The 25,635-nt window shown below is 58.6% G+C and carries 23 protein-coding genes and 1 tRNA gene; 14 read left to right on the forward strand and 10 right to left on the reverse strand.

Going from position 1 to position 25,635, the window contains the following annotated elements; genetic code table 11:
• Window positions 1-8 precede the first annotated feature (8 nt).
• From bamC to NTD87_RS14305, 5 genes are all read left to right on the forward strand, one after another.
• A complete protein-coding gene (gene bamC / locus NTD87_RS14285; protein ID WP_262114594.1) occupies window positions 9-1,124 on the forward strand; it encodes an outer membrane protein assembly factor BamC in 1,116 nt (371 codons plus the stop codon).
• Window positions 1,125-1,128: 4 nt separating this feature from the next.
• Complete coding sequence (locus tag NTD87_RS14290) at window positions 1,129-1,887, forward strand: MBL fold metallo-hydrolase (RefSeq protein WP_262114595.1); 759 nt, start codon at window positions 1,129-1,131, stop codon at window positions 1,885-1,887.
• A gap of 28 nt (window positions 1,888-1,915) precedes the next feature.
• Window positions 1,916-2,629, forward strand: coding sequence for a phosphoribosylaminoimidazolesuccinocarboxamide synthase (gene purC / locus NTD87_RS14295; protein WP_262114597.1), 714 nt, complete (start codon window positions 1,916-1,918; stop codon window positions 2,627-2,629).
• 84 nt (window positions 2,630-2,713) lie between these two features.
• Window positions 2,714-2,803 (forward strand) — tRNA-Ser (locus NTD87_RS14300).
• A gap of 391 nt (window positions 2,804-3,194) precedes the next feature.
• Window positions 3,195-3,920, forward strand: coding sequence for a hypothetical protein (locus NTD87_RS14305; protein ID WP_262114598.1), 726 nt, complete (start codon window positions 3,195-3,197; stop codon window positions 3,918-3,920).
• 131 nt (window positions 3,921-4,051) lie between these two features.
• Here the strand turns inward: NTD87_RS14305 and NTD87_RS14310 are convergent, their stop codons facing one another.
• Both NTD87_RS14310 and NTD87_RS14315 read right to left on the reverse strand, forming a co-directional pair.
• The gene (locus NTD87_RS14310) at window positions 4,052-5,269 is read right to left on the reverse strand and encodes a multidrug effflux MFS transporter (protein ID WP_262114599.1); all 1,218 of its coding nucleotides are present in this window, start codon (window positions 5,267-5,269) and stop codon (window positions 4,052-4,054) included.
• A gap of 3 nt (window positions 5,270-5,272) precedes the next feature.
• Window positions 5,273-6,844 (reverse strand): FAD/NAD(P)-binding protein, encoded by a 1,572-nt coding sequence (locus tag NTD87_RS14315; RefSeq protein ID WP_262114600.1) that lies wholly within the window; start codon window positions 6,842-6,844, stop codon window positions 5,273-5,275.
• A gap of 92 nt (window positions 6,845-6,936) precedes the next feature.
• Here NTD87_RS14315 and NTD87_RS14320 point away from each other — a divergent pair, with 92 nt between their 5' ends.
• Window positions 6,937-8,433, forward strand: a complete 1,497-nt coding sequence (locus NTD87_RS14320) for a PLP-dependent aminotransferase family protein (RefSeq protein WP_262114601.1) — start codon at window positions 6,937-6,939, stop codon at window positions 8,431-8,433.
• Window positions 8,434-8,452: 19 nt separating this feature from the next.
• Here the strand turns inward: NTD87_RS14320 and NTD87_RS14325 are convergent, their stop codons facing one another.
• From NTD87_RS14325 to hutH (NTD87_RS14350), 6 genes are all read right to left on the reverse strand, one after another.
• On the reverse strand, window positions 8,453-9,244 hold the full coding sequence (locus NTD87_RS14325) for an ABC transporter ATP-binding protein (RefSeq protein ID WP_262114603.1): 792 nt from the start codon (window positions 9,242-9,244) through the stop codon (window positions 8,453-8,455).
• A gap of 18 nt (window positions 9,245-9,262) precedes the next feature.
• Window positions 9,263-10,000: an ABC transporter permease gene (locus NTD87_RS14330; protein WP_262114604.1), complete on the reverse strand. Its 738-nt coding sequence runs from the start codon at window positions 9,998-10,000 to the stop codon at window positions 9,263-9,265.
• 21 nt (window positions 10,001-10,021) lie between these two features.
• Complete coding sequence (locus NTD87_RS14335) at window positions 10,022-10,738, reverse strand: ABC transporter permease (protein ID WP_262114605.1); 717 nt, start codon at window positions 10,736-10,738, stop codon at window positions 10,022-10,024.
• Window positions 10,739-10,805: 67 nt separating this feature from the next.
• The gene (locus tag NTD87_RS14340; RefSeq protein WP_410017492.1) at window positions 10,806-11,570 is read right to left on the reverse strand and encodes a transporter substrate-binding domain-containing protein; all 765 of its coding nucleotides are present in this window, start codon (window positions 11,568-11,570) and stop codon (window positions 10,806-10,808) included.
• An 893-nt stretch (window positions 11,571-12,463) separates the two neighbouring features.
• A complete protein-coding gene (hutH, locus tag NTD87_RS14345; RefSeq protein WP_262114607.1) occupies window positions 12,464-14,002 on the reverse strand; it encodes a histidine ammonia-lyase in 1,539 nt (512 codons plus the stop codon).
• A gap of 415 nt (window positions 14,003-14,417) precedes the next feature.
• Complete coding sequence (gene hutH / locus NTD87_RS14350; RefSeq protein ID WP_262114608.1) at window positions 14,418-15,959, reverse strand: histidine ammonia-lyase; 1,542 nt, start codon at window positions 15,957-15,959, stop codon at window positions 14,418-14,420.
• 102 nt (window positions 15,960-16,061) lie between these two features.
• Between hutH (NTD87_RS14350) and NTD87_RS14355 the strand changes: the two genes are divergently transcribed.
• Entirely contained in the window at window positions 16,062-17,090 is a 1,029-nt protein-coding gene (locus tag NTD87_RS14355; RefSeq protein ID WP_262114609.1) for a LysR substrate-binding domain-containing protein, read from the forward strand.
• Window positions 17,091-17,201: 111 nt separating this feature from the next.
• Here NTD87_RS14355 and NTD87_RS14360 read toward each other — a convergent pair whose 3' ends face one another.
• A complete protein-coding gene (locus tag NTD87_RS14360; protein ID WP_262114610.1) occupies window positions 17,202-17,393 on the reverse strand; it encodes a YegP family protein in 192 nt (63 codons plus the stop codon).
• Between the two features lie 277 nt (window positions 17,394-17,670).
• Here NTD87_RS14360 and NTD87_RS14365 point away from each other — a divergent pair, with 277 nt between their 5' ends.
• From NTD87_RS14365 to NTD87_RS14395, 7 genes are all read left to right on the forward strand, one after another.
• Complete coding sequence (locus NTD87_RS14365; RefSeq protein WP_262114611.1) at window positions 17,671-18,639, forward strand: glycosyltransferase family 2 protein; 969 nt, start codon at window positions 17,671-17,673, stop codon at window positions 18,637-18,639.
• A 3-nt stretch (window positions 18,640-18,642) separates the two neighbouring features.
• The gene (locus NTD87_RS14370; protein WP_262114612.1) at window positions 18,643-19,353 is read left to right on the forward strand and encodes a class I SAM-dependent methyltransferase; all 711 of its coding nucleotides are present in this window, start codon (window positions 18,643-18,645) and stop codon (window positions 19,351-19,353) included.
• Window positions 19,350-19,736 (forward strand): GtrA family protein, encoded by a 387-nt coding sequence (locus NTD87_RS14375; RefSeq protein ID WP_262114613.1) that lies wholly within the window; start codon window positions 19,350-19,352, stop codon window positions 19,734-19,736. The genes NTD87_RS14370 and NTD87_RS14375 overlap by 4 nt, the downstream gene beginning before the upstream one ends.
• A complete protein-coding gene (locus NTD87_RS14380; RefSeq protein WP_262114614.1) occupies window positions 19,733-21,838 on the forward strand; it encodes a DUF6311 domain-containing protein in 2,106 nt (701 codons plus the stop codon). The genes NTD87_RS14375 and NTD87_RS14380 overlap by 4 nt, the downstream gene beginning before the upstream one ends.
• Window positions 21,839-21,958: 120 nt before the next feature.
• Window positions 21,959-22,897 (forward strand): LysR substrate-binding domain-containing protein, encoded by a 939-nt coding sequence (locus tag NTD87_RS14385; protein ID WP_262114615.1) that lies wholly within the window; start codon window positions 21,959-21,961, stop codon window positions 22,895-22,897.
• An 84-nt stretch (window positions 22,898-22,981) separates the two neighbouring features.
• Entirely contained in the window at window positions 22,982-24,172 is a 1,191-nt protein-coding gene (locus tag NTD87_RS14390) for a low temperature requirement protein A (RefSeq protein WP_262114616.1), read from the forward strand.
• Between the two features lie 84 nt (window positions 24,173-24,256).
• On the forward strand, window positions 24,257-24,622 hold the full coding sequence (locus tag NTD87_RS14395) for a 5-carboxymethyl-2-hydroxymuconate Delta-isomerase (RefSeq protein WP_262114617.1): 366 nt from the start codon (window positions 24,257-24,259) through the stop codon (window positions 24,620-24,622).
• Between the two features lie 18 nt (window positions 24,623-24,640).
• Here NTD87_RS14395 and NTD87_RS14400 read toward each other — a convergent pair whose 3' ends face one another.
• On the reverse strand, window positions 24,641-25,576 hold the full coding sequence (locus NTD87_RS14400) for a LysR family transcriptional regulator (RefSeq protein WP_262114618.1): 936 nt from the start codon (window positions 25,574-25,576) through the stop codon (window positions 24,641-24,643).
• Window positions 25,577-25,635 lie beyond the last annotated feature (59 nt).

Raw genomic sequence — 25,635 nt, forward strand, 5'->3', positions numbered from 1 at the left:
TACAACGCATGAAGCGAATGGCCGGACTTTCCGCACTTGCCTTGATTATCTCCAGCACCAGTGGCTGCGGATGGATCTGGGGCCCGGAAGGTTACTTCCGTGACCGTGGTAGCGATTACCTGGAAGCGCAACAGACTGCACCGATGCAACTGCCGCCGGATGTCCATACTTCCAAGCGTCTGGACCCGCTGCTGCCGATTCCGGGCAACGTTGCCAATGACACGTTCAAGGGCGAATACATCGTTCCTCGTCCGCAGCCGTTGTCGGCGATTGCCGATGCCAGCGATTACAGCCTGCAAAAAAGCGGCGACTCGCGCTGGGTCATGGCCCAGCATCCACCGGCTGAAGTCTGGCCAGTGGCTGTGCAGTTCTTCCAGGACAACGGTTTCCGTCTGGATGAGCAGCGCCCGCAAACCGGCGAGTTCACCACGGGCTGGCAGCGTCCTGACCAGCTTTCGGCGACGATGGCCAAACGCATGACCAGTGCCGGCATTGCGGCCGACAGCGAAACCCGTGTGCGGGTACGCATCGAACCGGGCGTGCAGCGCAACACCAGTGAAATCTACGTGGTCAGCGCCGAGCGTGCTGCCGGTAGCACCTCTGATGTCGCATTCACCAACCGTTCGGTCAACACCGGCCTGGACGCTGCACTGATCGACGACATGCTCGCCAGCATGAGCCGCACCTCGGAGAAGGGCGGTTCGGTCTCGATGCTCGCTTCGCGTGATTTCGATACACCAAACCGTGTCAGCCTGACGGAAGACGGCAGCGGTAACCCGGTGCTCAACGTCGGTACCGACCTTGATCGTGCCTGGTCGAGCGTTGGACGTGCGTTGGAGAAGGGCGAGTGGCGCGTTGAAGACATCAACCGCAGTCTGGGCCTGTACTACATCAACCTCTCCGAAAAAGCCGAGAAGAAGGACGAGAAGCCAGGTTTCTTCAGCGGCCTGTTTGGCAGCGCGCCGAGCAAGGAAGAAGTTGAAGCCCGCGCCGAGCGTTATCAGGTTCGCCTGAGCAAGGTGGGCGAGAACGTACAAGTGACCGTCGAGAAAAACATCAACACCGTTGCGCCGGCTGAAGTGGCGCGCAAAGTGTTGGGCGTGATTCAGGACAACCTGGGCTGATCAGATGCGTTTCGCCGTTCTCGGCAGTGGTAGCCAAGGGAATGGCACGCTGATAGCCAGTGATGACACGTACGTCCTGGTCGATTGTGGTTTCTCCTTGCGCGAAACCGAAAAACGCCTGCTGCGCCTGGGTGTAAGCCCGACGCAGCTGAGCGCGATACTGGTGACCCACGAACATGCCGACCACGTGCATGGCGTGGGTTTGCTGTCTCGGCGCTACAATCTTCCTGTCTACCTGAGTCGTGGCACCCTGCGCGGGATGCGCAAACCGGTTGAACCGGCAGGCTTTGTGGCCGGTGGCGATCAGTTGCAGATCGGTGGGCTGAGTATCGGCGTCATTGCCGTGGCCCACGATGCGCAGGAGCCGACGCAGTACATCTTCAGTGACGGTTCGCGGCGTTTCGGCCTGCTGACCGATCTCGGTTCGTACTGCGCCACGGTGCTTGACGGTTATCGGGATCTCGATGCATTGATGATCGAGTCCAACCACTGCCGCGACCTGCTGGCTCGTGGTCACTACCCGTACTTTCTCAAGCAGCGGGTAGGCGGTGAGCTGGGACATTTGAACAACCATCAGGCCGCAAGCCTGGTGGCCGAGTTGGGCTGGCAAGACCTGCAACACCTGGTACTGGCCCACCTGAGCAGCAAGAACAACCTGCCGCAGCTGGCCCGGCAATGTTTTGTCGACACCCTCGGGTGCGACCCGGACTGGCTGCAATTGGCCGATCAAGATTCAGGGCTCGACTGGCGACATATCGCCTAGCCCATCTACTTAGCAAGCGGAGCCCATCATGGAAAAACGTGAAGAACTCTACCGCGGCAAAGCCAAATCGGTTTACAAGACCGACGACGCTGACCGCTTGATCCTGCTGTTTCGCAACGACACTTCGGCGTTCGACGGCAAGCGCATCGAGCAGCTCGACCGCAAAGGCATGGTGAACAACAAGTTCAACGCCTTCATCATGCAGAAACTCGAAGAAGCCGGCGTGCCGACCCAATTCGACAAATTGCTGGGCGACAACGAGTGCCTGGTGAAGAAGCTCGACATGATCCCGGTCGAATGCGTCGTGCGTAACTACGCCGCCGGCAGCCTGGTCAAGCGTCTGGGTGTTGAAGAGGGCATGAAGCTCAACCCTTACACATTCGAACTGTTCCTGAAGGACGACGCCAAGGGCGACCCGTTCATCAACGAATCCCACGTCGTGGCATTCGGTTGGGGCACCGCCGAGCAACTGGTTCGGATGAAAGAACTGTCGCTCAAGGTCAACGAAGTGCTGAGCAAACTGTTCGACGACGCTGGTCTGCTGCTGGTCGACTTCAAACTTGAATTCGGCGTGTTCCACGACGGCACCATCGTCTTGGGTGACGAGTTCAGCCCGGACGGCTGCCGTCTGTGGGACAAGGCCACCGGTAAGAAAATGGACAAGGACCGCTTCCGTCAGGGCCTCGGTGACGTCATCGAAGCCTACGAAGAAGTCGCCAAGCGCCTCGGCGTACCGCTGTAATCGACGCAAGCATCTGATAGCACGGAAAAAAATTCACTTGGGGGGTTCGCTTCCGGTGAATGTGCTGTTATGATGCGCGCCGTTGGAGAGATGCCAGAGTGGCCGAATGGGACGGATTCGAAATCCGTTGTACCTTCACCGGTACCTAGGGTTCGAATCCCTATCTCTCCGCCATTACATAGAAAAAGCCCCCGTAGCTGAAAAGTTACGGGGGCTTTTTCGTTCCTGGCGTTTTATTTGTCGCGATTGCTGTCGCTGCGCATCGCGAGGTTTTCCAGAATCTGCGTAACGGCCCGGAGTCGATAACCGGCCGGCTCAGATGCTGTCGCTTTGCTGAACGGTCTTCACATTATGACGTCGACGAAATCATGAGCTCACTTGAGCCCATTTTCGAATGGCACAATGACATGAGCCTTCGAATGCTTGCATGTTTTGTCTCGAATGGCGGTTCATGGGCTCAGTTGCGCAGGTTGAAGTGAGCTTATAAACCCCAAGCCGTACACGGCATGTGGGGTTAGCAGTTATTCAATCGGACTTGCCAAGTCAGACATTCAGGGAAAATGTGATGCTTAAAAAACTATCTGCCGCTGTGCTTGGTTTAATGTGCTGTTCGGCGTATGCCCAATCGGTCGAAGCGCCGCGCTTAAAGGCCGGGGATAGTTGGGTCTATGCCGAAACAGTGGAAACAGGGCCACAAGGTTTCTCAAGCAAGAACACACTGATTACGGTCGAACGCGTTGACAGCCACAACGTGCTGATCAGTGCCAAGCAGGACGGGTCTAACCAGGCACCGGTTGAAAGTATGACGGGCCTGGACTGGAGTCGCTCCCGTGATATCAACGGTAAGCAGCAAGTGGTCAATCGCCCGTTCGAGTTTCCCTTGAGCCAAGGCAAGAAATGGACGGTCGAATACACCGAACTAAACCCTAACCGCCCGCATTCCAGTGAAACCTTTCATAACGACTTCGTTGTAACGGGTTGGGAAGATGTCCAGGTGCCAGCGGGCAAGTTCACGGCGCTGAAGATCGAATCCGAAGGTCAGTGGTCGGCGGTGCTGGCGCCCATTGCGATAGGCGGTACACAGGCCGTGGCGACACCGGGTAGGGTAACAACGGTCTCAAATGCTCAACGTATAGCGCCACGCACTATCAGTGGCCGCACGTACAAAGCGTTCTGGTATGTGCCAGCCGAAAAGCGCTTTGTAAAGTCAGTTGAAGAGTATTACGACATCAAAGGTGTCCGTTCGCAGCGCTTCACTGAGGAGCTGAAGTCGTCCAAGATGGCCGGCTGATACTTGCGTAAGCTCAAGGCACCGCCTGCAATCCCTTCACCCTGGCCAGCGGCGGGGGGCAATAACAGATCGCCGGCGGCGCGGGTTCAGGCTGCGGGCGTGCCGCGAAAAGCCGTTCCTGGTGCGCCGCTTCAGCGTTCGCCCAGCGCCTCGTCCAGCGGGGCAGCCTCTGATTTGAACAGTAGCCAGACCAGGCAGAAGCTGATGCTGCATATCGAAGTCATGATCATCATCGGGTAGACGCTGCCATCCGAGAGTTTGCCGGTGACGAAGCCGCACACCGCGGTCATGGCCATCTGGATAAAGAAGAACAGCCCGGAAGCGGTACCGGCAATGGCCGAGAAGGGTTGCAGTACCGCCAGTTGGCAGGCCGGGATGGCAATACCCACCGAGAGCATGATCAGCAGCATCGGGCAGACGATCGACAGCACCGCCTCGGGCCAGAGCCGGGTGGCCATGATCAGTAGCGACGAGCCCACCAGGTTCAGGGCGATGGCGTAACCGATCAGGGTATCGGCGTCGTGTCTGACGGACAGGCGGCGGAACAGATTGGACCCCAGCACATAACCGGCCACAGTGACGGCGAACACTTGGGCATATTCCATTGAGGACAGGCGCAGGGTGCGTTGCAGCAGGGCGGAGGACTCGGCGATAAATGGAAAGTACGTGCAATACACGCAGCCTATGGCCAGGGAGTAGCGCAGGAAATAGCGGTCGCGCAGCAGCCGCGCGTAAATGCGCAGGGTGCCTTGCTGGCGCGTATCGGGCTGGGCGGGCGGACGGGTTTCCGGTAACAGCAGGCTGATCAGGATCAGTGTCAGCGCGGCAATCACGGTCAGGACCACAAACACCCCACGCCAGCCGAAGGCGGTTTCTATAAGGCTGCCGATAATCGGGGCCACCATCGGCGAAATGGCCATGCCCATGGAGATCCGGCTAAGCAGGCGGGTCTGTTCATGGCGGTCGAAACGGTCGCGGACCATGACCCTGCCAATCACCGTGCCGCAGCAGCCACCGAGGGCCTGGAGCATCCGGGCGACGATCAGCACCTCGACATCGCGGGCGAGCACGCACACCAGGGTTGCCACCAGGTACAGCGCCGTGCCGCCGATCAGCACCGGCCGCCGGCCAAAACGATCGCAGAGCGGGCCGCCGATCAGCATCGAAAAGGCGTACCCGACCATGTACAGGGTGAGGGTCAGCTGCAGTTGGGCATCGCTGGCATGCAGGGCATCGGCCATCGCCGGCAACGAGGGCAGGTAGATGTCGATGGTGACACGTGGCAGGCAGACGACCGCCAACAACAGCACCGACCAGATCCAGGGTGCCAGGTGAGATTTTACAGGCATGGGTTACTCCGTAGGGGCGAGCAATGGCGAGGCGAGGGGAGCGGCAGGCGTCGAGAGGTACGGGGGCAGGCCGCGGATCAGGTCTTCGGCCATGTGCCGGGCACGCTTGGCGATCATTTCCAGCGAGGAAACGAAGAAATAGGTGCCGCTGGTCATATGGCCCAGCAGGCGCAGGTGCGGATCGGGCTGTCGGTGCCGGTCGAGCAGTGCGCCACTGGCAAACTCCACTTGCAGACCGCCTCGTTCGTCGCGCAGCGCATGGCCGTCCTGTTGCAGTTGCCAGAGCACGCCGCAGTCCTGCTCGCACTCCACCCACTTGGCCGCGCCGGTGGCATTCACCACGTAGTCGTATTCGCAGGTTTCGGCGGTCGCCGCGTAACGGGCCTTGATCAGGTCTTCATGCTGCCCCTCGAATCGCACATCGCCTGCCAGCAGGCGCAGGCTGCCGGTTTCGATCAGGGCCTTGAGCTTCAGGGCGTTGGCCAGCGGCATGGGTGCGCGACGGGCCAGCCAGTCCTTGGCGAAATGCTGGGTGATGGTCTGCTGGTCGGCGCTGTCCAAGGCGTTCCAGGCGTACTCGATCACTTCGTTGGTGGCGGCGAGGACCAACTGCCAGTCCCGGCGCTGGGTCGCGGCCTCGACTTCCTCGTGCAAGTGTTGCAACGGGTCGCTGTCGGAGCGCAAAAGTGTTCGCCAGTCGCAGTGCATCGCCCGCAACTCGGCCCGCAGCAGACGTAACAGGCTGCGCAGCGCTAGCTGTCGGGCACCGCCTTGAGTCAGTTGCTCCAGGGCCGCGAGGGTGAGGAACCGCAGCGAGTGGCGCGGCCCGGGCAGGCCGCGGACGAAGGGCAGCCGACCGCTGCGCGAGATCATGTCGATCTGGCCGGTGAACCCCAGTGCCTGGAGGCTGAGCACCACGTCCACCGCAGTCAGGCCGCTACCGATCACGCAGATGCGCTGGCCGATCAGGGTTGGGGCGATCTGTTCGCTGATGGGGTAGGGGCTGCGGATAAAGCGGTAATGATCGTCCAGTCCGTAATGATCCCGTGGACCGGTATTTCCCACGGCGAGCACCACTCGGTCGGCGACATGGGTCGAGCCGGCGGCGCTCAGGCGGTAGCGTCTGTCCTTACCGATCGCCGTGACATGAGCCTGCACCACTTCGATCTGCAGGTGCTTGCGACGGGCCATGGCGCAGGTCTCGGCGAAGAAGTCGCTGAGAAAACGCCCGAATATTGCGCGCGGCACGAAGGTTTCCGCCAGGTCGGTATTGGAAACGGTCTTGAGTTCTTCGGCGTGGTGGGCCTTCCAGCGCAACCAGGCGCTGAAGGTGGAAAAATCCCGGGCGCACACTGACATGGTTTCCGCCACGCGGTTGAGCAGCAGCGAGTCGACATCCGGATGGTAAGCCAGACCCGGGCCGATGCTGTTGCGTGGTTCGAAGACCTGTATGCGCATCCCCTGGGCCTGTTCGGCGCTGATCGACGCGACGAAATGATGCAGGAACGCCACGCAGGCGCCACCGCCTCCAATGACCGCGAGGGTGAATTCGGGGTGTTGTGTTGTAGAAGCCATGTCGCTCTCGGGTATCCATTTCAGGGCCGCGACGTTAGGCGCTTTGTGGTTTAATTCTGAGAGCCGTTTATGAGTATTTCGACTGGACCACTATGAGCCGAGGAAAGGTTTCCGTTCCCCTTGATCTTCCCCAGCCCTGCAGCCTGAGCGATGGCAGTCGGGTGTTGACCAAACAGGAAAGCGCCTATGAGGCATTGCGCGGCGCGATCCTGGAAAAACTCCTGCCCGCCGGTAGCCAGCTGCCCTCTACGCGGACCCTGGCGCAGCGCTGGTCGCTGTCCCGGGGGACGGTGGAAACGGTCTTCGACCGCTTGCGCAGCGAAGGTTATGTGACCCGGGTGTCGGGTTCGGGGACCCGGGTCGGTGCGGTGGTCCCCGATCTCTTTATCCGCGCGCCGCAGGCCCGGGCGGCCCTAGAGGCGCGGGAGCAGCAGACACCAGCGGCACCGCCGCTGGAGACCGCGGTCAGGGTTGGGCTGCCCTTCGTGGCGCGCCTGGCGGACCCGGCGCTGTTCCCCATTCGTGTATGGTCGCGGGCGGTGGCCAAGGCCATGGCCGAAGCCTCGGCGCAGTTGCTCTGTTCGCCGGACCCGGGCGGCATGCTGGCCCTGCGCGAACAGATTGCCGATTACCTGGCCAAGTACCGTGGCATCCGCTGCAAGCCGGACGACCTGATCGTGACCACGGGCATTCGCCACTCCCTGGATCTGGTGGCCCGCAGCCTGGTGACGCAGGGCGACAAGGTGTGTGTCGAAGATCCGGGCTACCTGTCGGCGAAAAGGATCTTCTCCATGGCCGGAGCGCGGCTGGTGTATATCCCGGTCCTCGAAGACGGCATCGACGATGAGGCGCTGCGCCGGCACGACGATGCCCGGCTGATCTATGTCACGCCCGCGCACCAGTCGCCGCTGGGGGTGACCCTCTCGGTGTCGCGGCGCCTGGCCCTGCTGGACTGGGCCAGCCGGACCGATGCCTGGGTGGTGGAGGACGACTACGACAGCGAATTCAACTACAACAGCGCGCCACTGGCGGCCCTCAAGGCCCTGGACCGCAATGACCGGGTGATCTACTGCGGCAGCTTCAACAAGACCCTGTTCGCCGGGCTGCGCATCGGTTTCATGCTGGTTCCCAGGGCATTGCGCAATCGCTTGCTGGCTACCCTGCAGACCACCGGCCGCTCCGTTGGGGTCACCGAGCAGGCGGCGCTGGCGGAATACATGAGGAGCGGGGCGTTCGTGCGTTACCTGCGCTCGGCGCGCCAGGCCTATCAGGAGCGCCGTGACGCGCTGCTGGCCTGCCTGGCGGAACAGGCACCGGGAGGTTATTCGGTTTCCGGGCAACATGCCGGTCTGCACTTCGTCCTGGAGTTGCCTGCGGGCAGCGACGAATCCGACTTCTGTCGCCGTGCCAGCGCCATCGGGCTGGCCTTGCAACCGGTCAGCGAATTCTGTCAGGAGGTGCGACGGCCGGCGGCGGTGATGATCGGGTTCACCGCCCTGAGCCTGTCGCAGATCCGGTTCAGTGGCCGCAAGCTCGGGCAACTGCTGGCCGGGCAGGCGGCACTTCTCGCATCAGGCTCAGGCGGCTAGCGCAGGGGCTGGGCCATGCTTATTCGGTACTTCTCTCATGATGACTGGAGACGAATTGCCGAAAGCGTTCGGTGGGCAAGCCTTCGAATAGTTCCGTCGGTGTACCCTGCACATCGATCAGGCCGCCATGCATGAACACCACCCGATTTGACACGTGACGGGCAAAGCCCATTTCGTGTGTGACCACCAGCATGGTGCGGCCTTCTTCGGCCAGAGAGCGCATTACGCGCAAAACCTCTCCAACGAGTTCAGGGTCGAGTGCCGAGGTTGGTTCGTCGAACAGCATGACTTGTGGATTCATCGCCAGTGCGCGGGCTATCGCTACGCGTTGCTGCTGGCCACCGGACAGGTGCGCTGGGTAGTAGTCGCGGCGATCGTACAGGCCAACCTTGTGCAGCAGGGCTTCTGCTTCCTCAACGCATTCGGCACGGGAACGTTTGAGCACCCGCATCGGGCCTTCAATGACGTTTTGCAGCACCGTCATGTGCGACCAGAGGTTGAAGCTCTGGAACACCATACCCAGGCAACTGCGCATGCGCTCGACCTGGCGGCTGTTGCTCGGTGTCTGGCGGCCGTCGCTATGCTGCTTCATTTCGATCACTTCACCATTGACGCTGATGATGCCTTGATCGGGCGTTTCCAGAAGGTTGATGCAACGCAGGAAGGTACTTTTACCTGATCCACTGGCACCGAGGATTGAGATCACGTCGCCCTTGTGGGCGTCCAGGGAAATGCCCCTGAGGACATGTGCGTTGCCGAAGGACTTCTGAATGTTAGTTACCGACAAGGCTGAAGCGGGCTGAGTGCTCATGGCATGCTCCGTATCAAATCAGGAATGGGAAGGCAGCGAGGGGCTGGCTTTTTTGATGGCGTCAACTGGCCGCTCACGCAAGTGCGGCGAGAGGCGATACTCGAGCCAGGCGACAATACGGACGACCAGGAAATTCAGCACCAGGTAGATCAGGGCTGCGCAAATGAACACTTCCATCGTGCGATAGGTACGCTGGATGATCTGTTGCGCGACGCCAGTGACGTCCCAAACAGTCACCAGGCTGGCCAGAGCCGTGGACTTGACCAGCAAAATGGCTTCGGTGGAGTAGGCCGGCAGGGCTTGGCGCAGGGTGACTGGCGCAATGATCCGGCGTAACAGTTCCCAGGGCGACATGCCGACGGCCTTGCCCGCCTCGATCTGCCCCTGTGGCACGCTAAGCAACCCGCCGCGAATAATTTCGGCTGTGTAACCGGCGGTGCACAAGGCCAGTGAAACCACCGCGCAGCCATAAGGCGACTTGAGCAGTACCCAGGCGAAGCTATCGCGAATGGCCGGGAACTGGCCCAGCCCGTAGTAAATCAGGAACATTTGAATCAGCAGCGGCGTACCGCGAAACAACATGATGTAGAACCGCGCCGGATAGCTGAAAAACCACCAGCGGCTGACCCGCAGGCTGACAATGCCTACAGACAAGGTAAGGCCGATCACCAATGAGCTGAAAAATAGCGTCAGCGTTGTGGGCAACGCTGCCAAAAGCTTGAGCATGGTGTCAGCGAGGAACGGAAAATCGATCATAAGTAGCGCTCCCGACTCGAACTAGACTGGACTGCGCTGCCGCGTGCGACGCACGCGAGCCTCAGCCATATGGAAAAGCCGACCGGACAGGCCAGTGAGAATGAGGTACACGATGCCCCCGATGATGTAGAACGTGAAATATTGACGAGTCGACCCGGCAGCGACCTGACTGGCACGCATCAATTCCACCAGACCGATGACTGAAATCAGCGCGGAGTCTTTCAGGCTCATTTGCCAGACATTACCCAGCCCGGGCAACGCGAATCGCAGCACCTGGGGGACCAGAATCCGTTTGAAGCGCATAGCGCGGGTCATGCCTATGGCCAGTCCGGCTTCCAGTTCGCCCCGCGATACCGCGAGAAAAGCGCCACGGTAGACTTCGGCCTGATAGGAGCCGGAAATCAGCCCGACCGCCAACGCGCCAACCAGAAAAGGTGGCACGTCGATATAGCCTTCACCGCCGAACCAGTGACCAACCGCCGTCACCACACTGGCACCGCCAAAGTAGAACAGGTAGATCACCAGCAACTCGGGGATCCCCCTGAACAGTATCGAATACAGATCCCCCAGCCAGCGCAAACTGCGCTGACGGGATAGCTTGGCGGCAGCGACCAGACTGCCAAATACCGCACCCACCAGCAGGGCTGCCAGGGTCAATACCACGGTCATGCCCGCTGCCTTGAGCAGCGCCATTCCCCAGCCTGAGTCACCGAAACTGAGTAGCTGCAAGAGGTTCATAGAGGGTCCCGTCTTATTAGAAGGTTTAAGCCGCCCGGCAACCTTCACGGTGCCGGGCAATTCAGGGTCAAGACTTAGGTGTGAGGTCTACTTTGAACCACTTCTCGCTAAGTGTCTTGATCGTGCCGTCAGCCATGGCTTCCTTGAGCGCTGCGTCGAACTTGGCTTTCAGCTCAGGGTCTTTCTGGCGGAAGCCCAGAGCTTCCCCTTCACCCCAGATAGGGCCTTTGATCACTGGGCCGGTATAGGTCAGCGGTTTGTTCTCAGGCTTGTCCATCACCGAATTGAAAAATGTCACGTCATCGAAAGCGACGTCGATGCGGCCGGCCAGCAGATCGAGAATGACTTCGGCTGAGCTGCCGTACTCACGAATGGTCGCAACGTCCTTGAAGTTCTCATCAATGAATGGCGTGTAAATTGTGCCGGAGGCGATACCGATGGTTTTACCTTTGAGTGCCTTGCGCAGCTCTTCAACTCCGGCGCGTACTTCTTTGGCATCTTTACCCAGGGTGATGGCTGCTTCGCTACCGGTTTTGCCAGGCAACAGATCGGCTTTCAGCGCGACGAAACTTGCAGGTGTCTGGGCGTAAGGAATCGAGAAGGCCATTACCTTTTGGCGCTCATCGTTGATGACAATGGCGTCCATCAGCATGTCAAATTTACCGGCATTGAGGCTGGCGATCATCCCATCCCAGTTCTGTACGACAATGTTGCACTTGAGCTTCATACGCGGACAGATGATATCCATCAGCTCCGGTTCGAAGCCGCCGATTTTTCCACCTGGCAGCGTCAGGTTCCAGGGTTCATAGGCGCCCTCGGTTGCAATATTCACCGTAGTCCATTCTTTGGCCTGCAGTGCCGGAGCACAGGCCAGAACCATTGCACTGAGCGCTACAGAACCCAACCAGCTTGATTTCTTCGACATCTTGATACTTCCTGCCTAATCAATGGAGTGTTGCGAACTGATCCGGCTCAGGCCGAATCTCCAATGCCTGTCTGCACAACGGTTCTTGTGCAGACAAGACAAAACCATAAAAGCCAACCTGCCAGTTCAGCCGGTTAATTCGCACCCATAATGGTCTCAGCCTGGACAGCTGGCCCATCTCCATGTGCTCCTGACCTACAGATCAACCGGTGATCATCGGCAGGTTCAGGCCCTGCTCGAGCGCGGATTTCGACGTCACGGTGCTTGGTAAAAGTGGCGGGGTAGGCTTATTTTCGGTCACGAAAAAAACTCCTCAGCAATTAATCCAAACCAGCCCAGGCAGTGGGCGAGCAAGCCTGTGCGCGGCATTGCGCTACAAGCGAAATAGTGGAAGGTGCGAAGAAGTTCTCGTGACTCTTACGCACACATACTTACTTGTACATACAAGAGTATGCAATCAAGCGGCCAACTTGCTGGGTGGGTATTCAATAAAGTGTTGAATCTGGCTGAAAAGCCCCTGGGACGAGGTTTTGGCGGGAGGTGATTCTTTCTGGAGAGATTTTGCGAAGGTGTGACGACTGTTACTTGAGCGTGGAATTGCGCCATGCCGGGGCGCTCGGTAACAAATTGAGAGATGTTGGTGCGTGATGGGGAACGATTGGGTGAGTGCTTTTGTGGCGAGGGGACTGGCAGCGTCAAACTTAAGCGGAAAATGGAAGGAATTGAATCAAGCATCAATCGTTATCCGCCGCAGCCTCTTATGAATGGCTGCGGCTTGGCACGCTGCTCGGGAATCGATTTTAGTGCAGGCCCGGTAGAGCGGTTTGCAGCAATTGCGGGTCTTTCAAAACGCTTGCTGCACTGGCGATATCTGGCGCCAGCCAGCGGTCATGGTCATAGGCCGGAACGCGCTCGCGCAGCAGTCGCCAAGCGACATCCGTGCCTGCACCGAAGCATGGCCCTTTGAGAAAGTCGGCCTTGAGAAATTCGAAGGCTTGGGCGGCCAGCAGATATTCGATAGCGAGAATCTGTGTGCAGTTTTCCAGCGCCCGATGCAGTTTCAGCGCAGCGTTGGTGCCCATGCTCAGGTGGTCTTCCTGCAGGCCCGATGTGACGTAGTTGTCGAGCACCGCCGGTTGCGCCAACTGACGATTTTCCGCACACAGGGAAGCGGCAACGTACTGGACGATCATCATTCCAGAGTTAACCCCAGGGTTGCTCACCAGAAATGCCGGCAAGCCACTGACGTGCGGGTTGATCAAACGGTCCAGGCGACGCTCGGCAATCGAGCCGATCTCCGCTATGGCGATCGCCAGCAAGTCGGCAGCCAAGGCCACCGACTGGCCGTGCGGGTTGGCCTGGGACATCACCCGGTAGTTATCCGGTGTACCCAGAACCAGCGGGTTATCGGTGGTGGAGTTGAGTTCGGTTTCGATCTGTCGGGTCGCGTGGTCAAGTTGATCACGGGCCGCACCATGCACTTGCGGGATCGAACGGATGCTCAGTGCATCCTGAGTGCGAATGCCTTTACTGCTGGCAATCACTTCACTGCCATCGAGCAGGCCGCGCAGGTTGATGCCGACCTGCTGCATCCCCGGATGCGGCTTGAGGGCGATGATTTCAGCGTCGAATGCGTCGATCTGACCGCGCTGGGCTTCAAAGCTCATGGCACCGATCACGTCGGCCCACTGGAGCAAGCGGGTTGCATCGGCGAGGGCGAGGCAGCTCAGGCCGGTCATGCACGGCGTACCGTTGACCAGGCACAGCCCGTCTTTCGCGCCCAACTGAACCGGCTTCAAGCCTTCTTCAGCCAAAGCTTGTTGCGCAGAGACGATCTGCCCGCGATAACTGACCTGGCCGACCCCCAGCAGACTGATGCCGATATGCGCCATGTGAGTCAGGTAACCGACCGAACCCTGGGACGGTACCTGTGGGGTAATCCCGCGATTGAGCAAGTCCAGCAGCGCTTCGACCACTTGCCGATGCAGACCGGATTTACCGTGGCTGTAGTTTATGATCGCCGCACACATGATCGACCGTGTCTGCTCGTCGGTCAGCGGTGCGCCGACGCCACAAGCGTGACTCAGCAATGTATTGCGCGACAGCTGGCTCAGTTGTTCGCCTTGCAGCGAGACATTGCAGAGTGCACCCAAGCCGGTATTGACGCCATAAGCGCGCTCGCCGCTGACGACGATGCGCTGGACGATGGCCTGGGCATTGTCGATCCGCGCCCAGGTTTGAGCCGATAATTCAAGCACAGCACCGTGCCGGGCAACTGCGACCACATCCTGCCAACGCAACGGCGCATCGGCGATAACAATTTTTTTAGCCTGTGACATGTGAAGCCTCACACAATGGTTGTTGTCGAGTTACACCTGTGACCAGGGGGCTTGACCCCTCGCTGTGACTCTTGCGCACACATATTTACTTGTACATACAAGAGTATGCAATCAAGCGGCCAACTTGTTGGATCACTGTTCAATAAGCCTTGGGATTTGGTGGGAGCACTTTTGGGACAAGGGTTTGGCGGGAGGCAATTTCTTCGAGAAATTTTTCGAAGGCGTGACGGCAGTTACTTGAGCGTGGAATTACGTCACGCCGGGACGTTCGGTAACAATTGGGTGTGCTTAGGAAACGGCTGCCTGTCCACCCGGTATGAATCCAGGCTCGGCCCCAAGGCAACCCTTCAGTCGTCGAGATGCAGCGAAACGCATTCCCTTGACGGCCAAAGGACAGCCCTGGAGTCCAACACATTTACTTCAGGTTTTTCAGTACGGTGGCAAGTACCTCACCGCTACGTACCTGTTCGGTGACACTCATCATGTCCGAATAGAATGCACGATCGTTGTCGGCTACCGGGACTCGGCTACGTACCAGATCATATACCGCCTTGGTGACGCTGGAGGCCTTGTGTACATCATGGAAGTCCAACGCCTGACATCCCACCAGCAGTTCAATCGCCAGCACTGACTCCAGTTTTTCGGAAACCTTGTAAGCCTTGATGGCGGCGTTGTAAGCGAGGCTGACCAGATCCTCCTGGTTACCGCAGGTCGAGAAGCTGTCGACAGAGGAGGGGAACGATAGCGTCTTCATTTCCGCGTACAGGCCAGCCGCCGTGTATTGAAGGATCATGTACCCGCTGTTAAGGCCCGGGTTGCGCACCAGGAACGCCGGCATTTCACTGAAGTGCGAATTGACCATACGGTCGATACGGCGCTCGGAAATCTTCGCCAGGTTGGCCAGTGCCACGCATAACGAATCCGCTGACATGCCGATGTAGCTGCCGTCGAAGTTGGCGCCGGAGATGGCAATGCCGTCACCGTCGTCAAGCGGGTAGATGATCGGGTTGTCACCCGAGGAGTGAATTTCGTTCTCGATATTTTCCCGGGCGTGATCGATGAATCTTTTCGAAGCACCATGCACCTGAGGAATGGCGCGCAGGCTATAGGCGTCCTGAAGCCGGTAGTCGATGTTTTCGGCGATCAGCTGACTGTCGTGCAGCATCGCCCTTATATCCCTGGCGGTTTGCGCCTGCTCTTTGTGTGCTTTGACCGAGTGATAACGAGGGTCGAATGCGCGAATCGTGCCCTTTAACACTTCAAGCGAAAGAGCCGCGGCGACGTCGGCCAGCGAGGCGGTCTGCATGGCGTTGTAAAGTGCCAGAATGGCGATGGCGGTCACCGACATGGTGCCATTGAGCATGGCCAGGCCTTCTTTGCACTGCAGGTCTGTTGGTTGCAGGCCGACCTGTTTAAGCGCGGTGGCGCCATCCACCCATTCACCGCCATTGACCCTGGCTTGGCCTTCGCCTAGCAGTACCAATGCCAGGTGCCCCTCGACTGCCAAATACCCCACCGAACCTTCGCCTGGCGCAAACGGCACTACTTCGTTGTTGAGCAGGCCGGCAATCAGCTCCAACAACTCCAGGCGCACCCCCGAAAAGCCTTTGCCAAGGCTGACCAGAATCATCAACTGGATAGCACGAACCTGTTCACGCTTGAGCGGCTCACCCACTGCGACGGCGTGGGAGCGCACGATGTTGATCTGAAGCTCCTTGGCATTCTGCGGCGAAATCACATGCCGAACGTTATCGCCGAACCCCGTGGTCACACCATAGACCAAGCGATTCTCATCGAGGAAACGCTCGACCAAACCACGGGACTTTTTCACGCGGTTCTTGTAAGTCTCGGAAAACGACACCCTGGCTGAATAACGGGATACAGCTACGAACTCTTCGATGGAAGGTTCTCTATCGCCGAGGACGACCTGAGTGATCTGCTGAGGATGAGCTTTCATTGCGAACTCCCGAGAAACGAAATGATTGGGGTGCTGGGCCGACCGAGCCATCGCCCGATTGAGCGTGCGAGAAGACTAAAGCGATTTTAAAATGAAGAAAATATGGCAATTTCTGTCAAATTTACTAGAATTTCTAAACTTAAATGCTTTCGAGACCTTCACATCGCCATGAGTCGCTTACCGCCCTTACGAGCCCTCCAAATATTTGAAACCGTCGGTCACTGCGGCGGTATATCCCAAGCCGCAAAGCGACTGAACATCTCTGTGGGCGCGGTGAGTCAGCAGATGAAGTTGCTTGATGAGGCGCTGGGCATGAGCTTGACGATCAAGGAGGGACAGCGCTTGCGGCTGAACGCCATTGGCCAGCGTTTTCATGCGCGGTGTTCTATAGCATTTGAAGAGTTGAGAGCCGCCGTTTCCGAAGTAGAGAGGTCGAAAAACCCCAACAATTTGTATGTCAGTGGCCTGCCTTCTCTCATGACCAAGTGGCTGGCGCCTCTCACCTACGAATGGCAGCATGAGGATGGTGATCTCGACATCTATCTGGATGGCACGCTGGCGGACACTTTGGAGGAGGAAAACGCAGATTTTCGTATCGGTTATGGCGAGCCTGTCCACTATGCCGGGCATAGCGTTGTACTGTTCCGCGATTGTGTGGTGCCGGCATGTTCACCGACGCTTTTAGGTCATCCAGGCCATGTGGAGCATGCCGGTGACCTGCTTCAACACCCGCTTATCCGTATCGATTCGCGGCCGAAATTTGATTCACCCCCCTCTTGGGCCGAATGGTTTGAGCTAGAGGGTGTCGCCGTCGAGCAGGCAATTGCCATACGTCGCAGTTTTTCTTCGTCCAGCATGGCTATTCAAGCCGCTATCGATCACCAAGGCATAGTACTGGCGCAGTTTTCGATGATTGCCCGTGACATCGATGAAGGGCGCTTGATCATTCCTTGGCAGCGAGCCATGCCTCTTCCTTCGCCGTATTACCTGAGTTGGCACCCTAATACTTTGCAGAAAACGCAATGTCGGGCATTTCAACGCTGGCTGATTGGCCGAGGGAGAGCACAAGAGGAAATTACTGATTCCTTGATCCAACGTGATGTTTTTCACGCCGGGGTGTCGTCGAGTTAACAGACCTTCCAGTCAGCGCTCAACGGGTCTGGTGTTTGCATTTGCTTGCATCGTCGGCTCCTTGGAAGTGTCAAAGCTGCTCACTACGTATGAGCAGCTGCTTCCTGGAGCTTAAATCTCCTTAACCGGCGTCCCCCCCTCAACCCCCTTGATCAACTCAATCACATGCAAACAATCCGCCTTGTTCACATACGATTCCCCACTGGCAACCGTCTCGTGATTACCCGCCCTCAACCGCCAGCGCCACTGCCCTTTGCCGGTGCTCGGGGTGCCCTTCGATTGCCTATAAATCTCAAAATACATTCAGCTCGCTCCATGCGATTAGTTATTGCGACATCCTGTGTGGCGCATTGAAGCAAGCCTAGCGGAGCTGGGTTTTTTGGCTATCGGGCATTTGTTTCTAATAGTTTGAAGGTGTTTCCTACAGCGCATCCGAGCCTCGAGTGAATGGCCAAAACCGCCGCAGTTTCGCCCTTGCATCACCTTCCGGGCTCCTGCTTAATACGACTCGGCTCATGGCGCTGAAAATCAGTCGGCGACCGAAGATTGTAGAAAAATCACTATAAAAAAGAGCAATCAATTGACTCATCAGCATGGAACGCAACTGGCCGAGCATGTGGAGCTGTCGCTCGTCATCCCGGTGTTCAACGAAGCGGCCACTATCGATTTGTTCATCGCGCGGATTACTGACGTCTTCAAGGATGAGGCGCTGGTCGGTCTGGAGATGGTGTTCGTCAATGACGGCAGTACCGACACCACGCTGGATCTGCTTCTGGAGCGCCAGAGGACTGATCCGCGTGTTCGCATCGTCGATCTGAGTCGCAACTTCGGCAAGGAAGCGGCATTGACCGCCGGCCTGCAGACTGCCACCGGCCAGGTGGTAGTGCCTATCGACGTCGATCTGCAGGATCCTCCGCAAGTCATCCTTCAGATGATTGCCCGTTGGCGTGAAGGCTATGAAGTGGTGCTGGGTCATCGTGTGAGTCGCAACAACGATTCCTGGGCCAAGCAAACTTCGGCCAGTTGGTTTTACCGCCTGCACAACAAAATTTCTGATCAACCTCTGCCCAAGGATGTCGGTGATTTCCGGCTCATGGACCGCTGCGTGATCGATGCCTTGCAGACCTTGCCGGAGTCCCGGCGTTTCATGAAAGGTTTGTTCGCCTGGGTCGGGTTTCGGACCACCCATGTCGATTACGAGCGGCCGGAGCGGGTGGCGGGGGAATCCAAGTTTAACGGCTGGCGCTTGTGGAATTTCGCGCTGGAAGGCATCACCAGTTTCAGTACCGACCCGCTCAAGGTCTGGACCTATCTGGGGTTGTTCGTGTCCGTGGTTTCTTTCTCGTTCGCCACGTTCATTGTGTTGCGCACGCTATTTACCGGGGTCGATGTCCCGGGCTACGCCTCGCTGATGGTGGCCGTCACCTTTCTGGGGGGCCTGCAACTGATTGGCATCGGGGTGCTGGGTGAGTACTTGGGCCGAACCTACATCGAATCAAAGCGCCGCCCGGTTTATCTGGTGCGGCGTGTCTATAACGCCAAGGACTGAACCATGGATCTCAAGGAAACCGACATCCTCGGTTCAAGCATTGACCAGCACTGGTATTACTTGTCAAAAGCGGCGGCGACGACGCGTCTGCTGGGCAATACCCCAGTTAAAAAGATTCTCGATGTAGGTGCCGGTTCAGGGTTCTTTTCCCATCATTTACTGGCCCGGACAGCTGCCACCGAGGCCTGGTGCGTGGACATCAGTTACGACGCGGACTCGGAAGCCACAACCGCCGGTAAACCGGTGCACTACCGGCGTTCGATCGATTCGGTGGACGCCGATCTAGTGCTGCTGATGGACGTGCTGGAGCATGTCGATGACGACGTCGGGTTGCTCAAGGCCTACGTCGATAAAGTCCCGTCCGGTAGCCGTTTCCTGATGACGGTGCCGGCGTTCCAGTTTCTCTGGAGCGGGCACGATGACTTTCTTGAACACAAACGCCGCTACACCCTGGCGCAACTGGAAACGGTGGCCAGTGACGCCGGGTTGACGGTGAAGCAAGGGGCTTACTATTTCGGTGCGGTGTTCCCGATTGCGGCGATGCTGCGGCTGTTGCCCAAAGGCACACAACGTTCACCGCCGCGCTCGCAACTCAAGCAGCATCATCCGCTGGTCAATACGCTGCTGAAGACCTTGTGCAGTATCGAACTTCCGTTCATGGGCGCGAACCGCCTGGCCGGTCTGACGGTGTTTGTCCTGGCCCAGAAGCCGTGACGTCAGCCGAAAAGTCAGCCCTGATCAAGCGTGGCCTGCGTTTTGCCGTGACCGGGTTGTTCGTCACGGCCCTTCATGCAGTGGTGGCCGTGCTGTTCATCAACTACGTACTGGCGCTGCCACCCATTGCCAACGGCGTGGCATTTGCTGTGGCGACCGTGGTTTCTTACGTGGTCAACACGACCTGGAGCTTTTCCAGTCGATTACACGGCCGGACGCTGATGCGCTTCATGATGGTTTCGGGCGCCGGTTTTTTGCTGGCGATGCTGGTGGCCTGGGCCGCGCAAATGGCCGGGCTTCATTATTTGCTGGGGATCGTCGCCGTAGCGCTGACCATTCCGGCATTCACCTTTGTTTTGCATAATTTCTGGACGTATCGATGAAGTTTTCTGGAAAGCGCCTGGCAATCTCGATGTTGCCTGTTCTCATGGGGATTCTGGCGTTTTTAATCGTTGTCGGCCCTCGGGCATTGAACCCGATGAACATCGCCTGGCTGGATGGTGGGGACCCGGCGACCCATTACCTTGGTTGGGTTTTTTTCAGGAATGCACCCTGGTCGTTTCCGCTGGGGCTCAATCCGTCCTATGGGTTGGAGCTGGGTAACGCCGTCATATTCTCGGATTCAAATCCGCTGTTTGCGTTGATCTTCAAACCCTTTGCTGCGCTGCTTCCCGAGCCTTTCCAGTATTTCGGTCTCTGGTTTCTGACGTGTTTCATTCTCCAGAGCTGGTTTGCCTGGAAGCTGATGGGGCTGGTCACCGCCAATGTGACATTGCGCCTGCTGGGCGCGGGGTTGTTTCTCTTCACCCCTGCGATGATTGCTCGATTGGGTATACACCTGTCCCTGGCGGGCCATTTTCTGATTCTGGCCGCCGTGTACCTGGCCTTGCGCCCCTATACCGACAAGCGCCGCCTGGCCTGGGGCGCGCTGTTGGCTACAACGGCACTGGTGCATGCCTACCTGTTGGCAATGGTCGCGCTGATCTGGATTGCCGATCTCGTGGCTAAAACCTTACAACGTCACCTGACGCTGCCCAAGGCGTTGATCGAGCTGGTTGGCTTGTTTCTTCTGGTCAGCTTGTGCTGCTGGCAGGCCGGCTATTTCAGTGTTGGAGGCAGTGGCGTAGGCACGCTCGGTTATGGGTTGTTTCGCGCGAATGTGCTGACGTTCTTCGATGCCGGCAGTTGGTCTTACGTACTCAACGCTATACCTGGCGCTCCGGGCGATAGTGAAGGTTTCGCGTTCCCTGGGCTGGGGGGCATTTTCCTGGGCATTTGCGCTTTACTGTTGATGCTGCAAGGTAACAGCAACGTTGTCGCAGCAGTGCGCAGACGACCGGTGTTACTGATCGCTCTCTTGGGGCTTGCCCTGTTCGCTGTCTCCAATAAAGTCGGCATTGGTGCATTCGAGTTCGACTATCCGTTGCCTGAGTTCGTCGTTTCCACCGCGGGTATTTTTCGGGCATCGGGGCGGATGATCTGGCCAGTCATGTATGTGGCGACCTTCGCCATCATCTATGTGGTTGTCCGCGGGCACACGCCGCGCACGGCGTTGGTGCTGTTAGCCATTGCTCTGGTGATCCAGGTGGCTGATACCCGGGCGGGCTGGGCGGGGGCGCGGAAAATCTTGATGGTTTCGCCGGCACCGAAATGGAACACCCCGCTGGTTGACTCGTTTTGGCAGAGTGCGGCGTCGCACTATCAGAAGGTGCGCTGGGTTCGTCCGCAAAACCTTTCGGCCCAGTGGTTGACGCTGGCAGATTACGCGGGCACTCACCGTCTGGGGACGGATGCGGTCTATCTGGGCAGGGTGAGTACCGTGGCCGTAGAGGCGGCACAACGCAAGGCGGACCTGACTTTCGACTCCAGAAAGTATGACACCGACTCCCTGTATGTACTGGACGAGAGGGCGCTGCTCCAGGCGGCAGTCTCCCTCGACAGCAACACCGATGTTCTGGCCAGAATCGACGGTTTGAACGTACTGGCTCCAGGCTGGAAACAATGTGCCGATTGTCCCGCAGTCAATGCGGTCAATCCGCTGGATTTGATTCCATTGCTCAAGCAGAGTGAAAGGATGCCGTTCCAGACAGGGAGCCCGGCGACGGCCTATCTGGCAAAAGGCTGGTCTGCCAACGAACCGTGGGGGACCTGGTCAGAAGGTTCCGATGCGGAAATCATCCTGCGGCCCACGGCTGACGTGCATTCGCTGCTGCTCGAAACCACTGCCTTACTGGCCCCGACACACCTGCGTCAGTCGTTGGAAGTTCGCGTCAATGAGGTTCGGGTCCTTGCCACCAGCCTGATCAAGCCAGAGGCGAACATGATTGAAATCGCCCTGCCAGCCGAGGTGAAAAAGCTCATCGCACAGCAGGGTGTGCTACGGATCCAGTTTCACTTGGCCAATGCAATCAGTCCGAGAGAGCTCGGCATGAGCGAGGATTCGCGCAAGCTGGCAATCGGGTTACAGGCGTTGACCGTGCAGTGAACCGGGCTGCCGGCTCTGCACTGCGCTCGGTCGACAATGTCGCTCAGTTGCGCGGGTGCGTAGACGCCGGCCCCCAGGCCTTTCTACACTGCTCCCAGTCTTGGGGACCGGGAGCCGCTGATGAATCGCAATGAACTGCGTAAGGCCGACATCAATTTGATGGTGGTGTTCGAGACGCTGATGCTTGAACGCAACGTGACGCGGGTGGCGGAGAAGCTGTTCCTCGGGCAACCGACCATCAGTTCGGCACTCAACCGTTTACGCGCGATGTTCAACGACCCGTTGTTTATCCGGGTCGGCCACCGCATGGAACCGACGGCGCGAGCCGAGGAGCTGATTCAGTACCTCTCGCCGGCCCTGGATGCGTTGTCCTCTGCATTGAGCCTGACCCGCGACTTCGATCCTGCCAGCAGCACCATGACCTTTCGCATCGGTTTGTCCGATGACGTCGAATTCGGCTTGCTGCCGCCCCTGTTGCGCGCCTTGCGTCAGGAAGCGCCGCAAGTGGTGTTTGTGGTTCAGCATGTCGATTACTGGCGAATCCCGGACTTGCTGGCGTCCGGTGACATCACGGTCGGCATCAGCCAGACCCGCGGCCTGCCGGCCAATGCCAAGCGCAAACTGTTGCGACACATTCAGCCCTGCATACTGCGCGCCGATGCCGCCGATACACCACTGACCCTCGACGAGTACTGTTCGCGGCCCCATGTGCTGGTCTCGCACACGGCCAATGTCAGCGGTTTTGCCGATGAGTGGCTGGCCGAGATCGGTCGCAAACGCCAAGTGGTGCTCTCGGTGCCACAATACAGTGCCTTGCCGGTCCTGCTGGCGGGGACTGACCTGATTGCCAGCCTGCCGGACTACGCGGCGGCGGCGATGGCTGCCTCGGGCCAGTTGTTCAAGGAGCCGTTCCCGTTCAAAACGCCGACCCTGGACCTGTCCATGGTCTGGCTGAGTCACGTGGATACCGACCCCGCCGAACGCTGGCTGCGCGCCCGGCTCGAAGCCTTTATGAGCGAGCGCGGTTTGTCCGAGACGCAGGGCGTCAAACTGCTCTGACGGCCAGTACCGACACCTTGCCTGCTCGGTGTTGTACTGCTTTGCTCCATGCGTATTCCCGATGACTGACCGGAGACCCATCCCATGAGCAGTTCCCGTTCTCTGTTGCGTGGGCGCGGCAGCCATGACAGTGGCAAGGTTGGCATGGTCGAACTGTTTTTCGATCTGGTGTTCGTGTTCGCCGTCACCCAGCTTTCCCACTCTTTGCTGGCGCACCTGACGATAGGCGGCGCGGTGCAGGTCGCATTGATGATGGTGGCGGTGTGGTGGGTGTGGATCTTCACCTCCTGGGTGACCAACTGGCTCGACCCGGAAAAGCTGCCGATCCGCCTCGGTCTGTTCGGCTTGATGGTCGCTGGCCTGTTGCTGTCGTCGTCGATTCCCAAGGCCTTTACCGACCGTGGATTGATGTTCGCCGCAGCTTTTGTCTTCATGCAGGTCGGCCGCACGCTGTTCGCGATCTGGGCGGTGCGCGGCGAGCCCCTGAACATGACCCGCAACTTCCAGCGGATTCTGGCGTGGATGGTGCTGTCCGGGGTGTTCTGGATCAGCGGCGCGCTGCTTGACGGCGATCGGCGTCTGGCCTGCTGGGCTCTGGCATTACTGATCGAACTGATCTCGCCATCGCTGTACTTCTGGGTGCCGGGCCTTGGCTGCTCGACGCTGGCCGACTGGAACGTCGAAGGCAATCACATGGCTGAGCGCTGTGGTTTGTTCGTGATCATTGCGTTGGGCGAGTCGTTGCTGGTGACCGGTGCAACCTTCGCCGATCTGCTGCTGAACGGACAGGCACTGACGGGGTTTCTGATTGCCGTGCTGGGCAGCGTGGCCATGTGGTGGGTGTATTTTGACAGCGGCGCCGAGCGCGCTCACCACCGTATTGCACACTCCAGCGACCCTGGTCGCCAGGCGCGGATCGCCTACACCTACCTGCATGTCTTGATCGCTGCCGGGATCATCGTCAGCGCGGTGGCCGATGAGCTGGTGCTGGTGCACCCGGAGCACGCGAGCGACGCCGGGATCATCGTGATCGTCGCGGGGCCCTGGCTGTTTTTGCTCGGTTGCGCGCTGTTCAAGTGGGTAATGGCCGATCGGATTCTGCCGCCGTTGTCTCATCTGGTGGGCCTGGCATTACTGCTCGCGCTATTGCCTGTGGCGCTGAATCAGCTGTTTTCAGCGTTGCTGCTGGGCGGGCTGACGACCGCAGTGATGATTCTGGTGGCGGCTTGGGAAACGCTGGCACTGCGCGAGTCGCTCCCGGCGCAGGAGCATTGATCGACGCGGTATTTTCGTGGGCAAGAGCAGGATTGTTCTGTGGTATAGGTACGACCCTTCATTCAATCCTTAGGAAGCATCGCAATGCCTCACCTGCACATGGAATACACCGCCAACCTGCCGGACCTCAATGCCGACGTGGCGCTGTTGCGCTTGAACAATGCATTGGTGGCGTCCGGGCAGTTTTCCGCGGAGTTCGATATCAAGAGCCGTGCGGTGCAGGTCGGCGCATTCCGGGTCGGTACCGGGGTGGGTGAGCGTGGTTTTGTGCATGTGAAGCTGGCTGTGCTGAGCGGGCGCTCGCCAGCGATCAAGAAGCAATTGTCCGAGAGCCTGCTGGCGGTGTTGCAGGATCTGTGCGAATGGCCCGCCAGTGTTGATGTGCAACTGTGCGTTGAAATTCTGGATATTGACCGCGATTCCTACACCAAGACTGCCATCAGCCACTGATTTTCTGCGCGCTGCCCGTCAGAGAAAACCCTGTTCCGCGCAAGCCTTGACCACTTGTTCGCGTAGCCAGGTGTTGGCGCTGTCCAGATCGCTGGTTTGGCTCCACTGCATGTCGAGGGTGAACCCCGGCACGCCGTTCGGTGCTTCGCAGTGGCTGAAGACCGAGTCTTTGGCCAGCAGGTGCTGGATGCGTCGGGGCAGGGTCAGGATAAAATCAGTCCCCGTGATCAACTTGAGCGCAGCGCTATAGCTGTTGGAGCGCGCAACGATCTGGCGTTTGTGCGCTTGTTGGGCGAGCCAGCCGTCGACCATGTTGGTGGTGGAGGTCCATGGCGTAGGGAAGACGTGTCGGCGTTCGACGTAGGCTTTGAGACTGATGCGCGGTTCCAGCGGCGTCGCCCGCTTGTCGAAAACGCACACCAGATCGTCCTCAAGCAACACCTGGGATCTGATGTCATTGTGGCTGCGATGAAAGTTCGGGCCGAAGCAAATCACCAGGTCGAGGCTGCCATCGCGCAGCTCGTCGGCCGGGATGTCGGTTTCGAGTTTGTGCACATTGACGATCACCGGCAGGTCGGCGAAATCGAAGTTCTTCAAGAGCCGCGGCAGGATCAGGTGTTCGAAATATTCCGGTGCACAGATGTTGAAGGTCACCGCTTGCCGCGTCGGGTCGAACGCCTGAACGCCGGCATGGCACAGGTTGATGCTTTCGAGAATCTTCAGCACATGTGCGTACATGGTGCTGGCTTTGTAGGTCGGACGCATACCCGTGCGGGTATTGATGAACAACTCGTCCTCGAAACTGGTGCGCAGCTTCTTCAGGCAGTAACTCACCGTGGACTGGCTGACACACAGCGCTTCAGACACACCGGTGACGCTGCTTTGCTCATACACGGCGATGAACACCATGAGGTCCTGCATGTCGAGCTTTCTAAGCAAGTTACTGTTCAGCATCCGTACTGTCTCACTCCGCTCGTTGCGCAAGTTGTGCGCAAACGTGTGCGAGTGATGCT

This window comes from Pseudomonas sp. 6D_7.1_Bac1 (assembly GCF_025465945.1).
Classification (GTDB): Bacteria; Pseudomonadota; Gammaproteobacteria; order Pseudomonadales; family Pseudomonadaceae; genus Aquipseudomonas.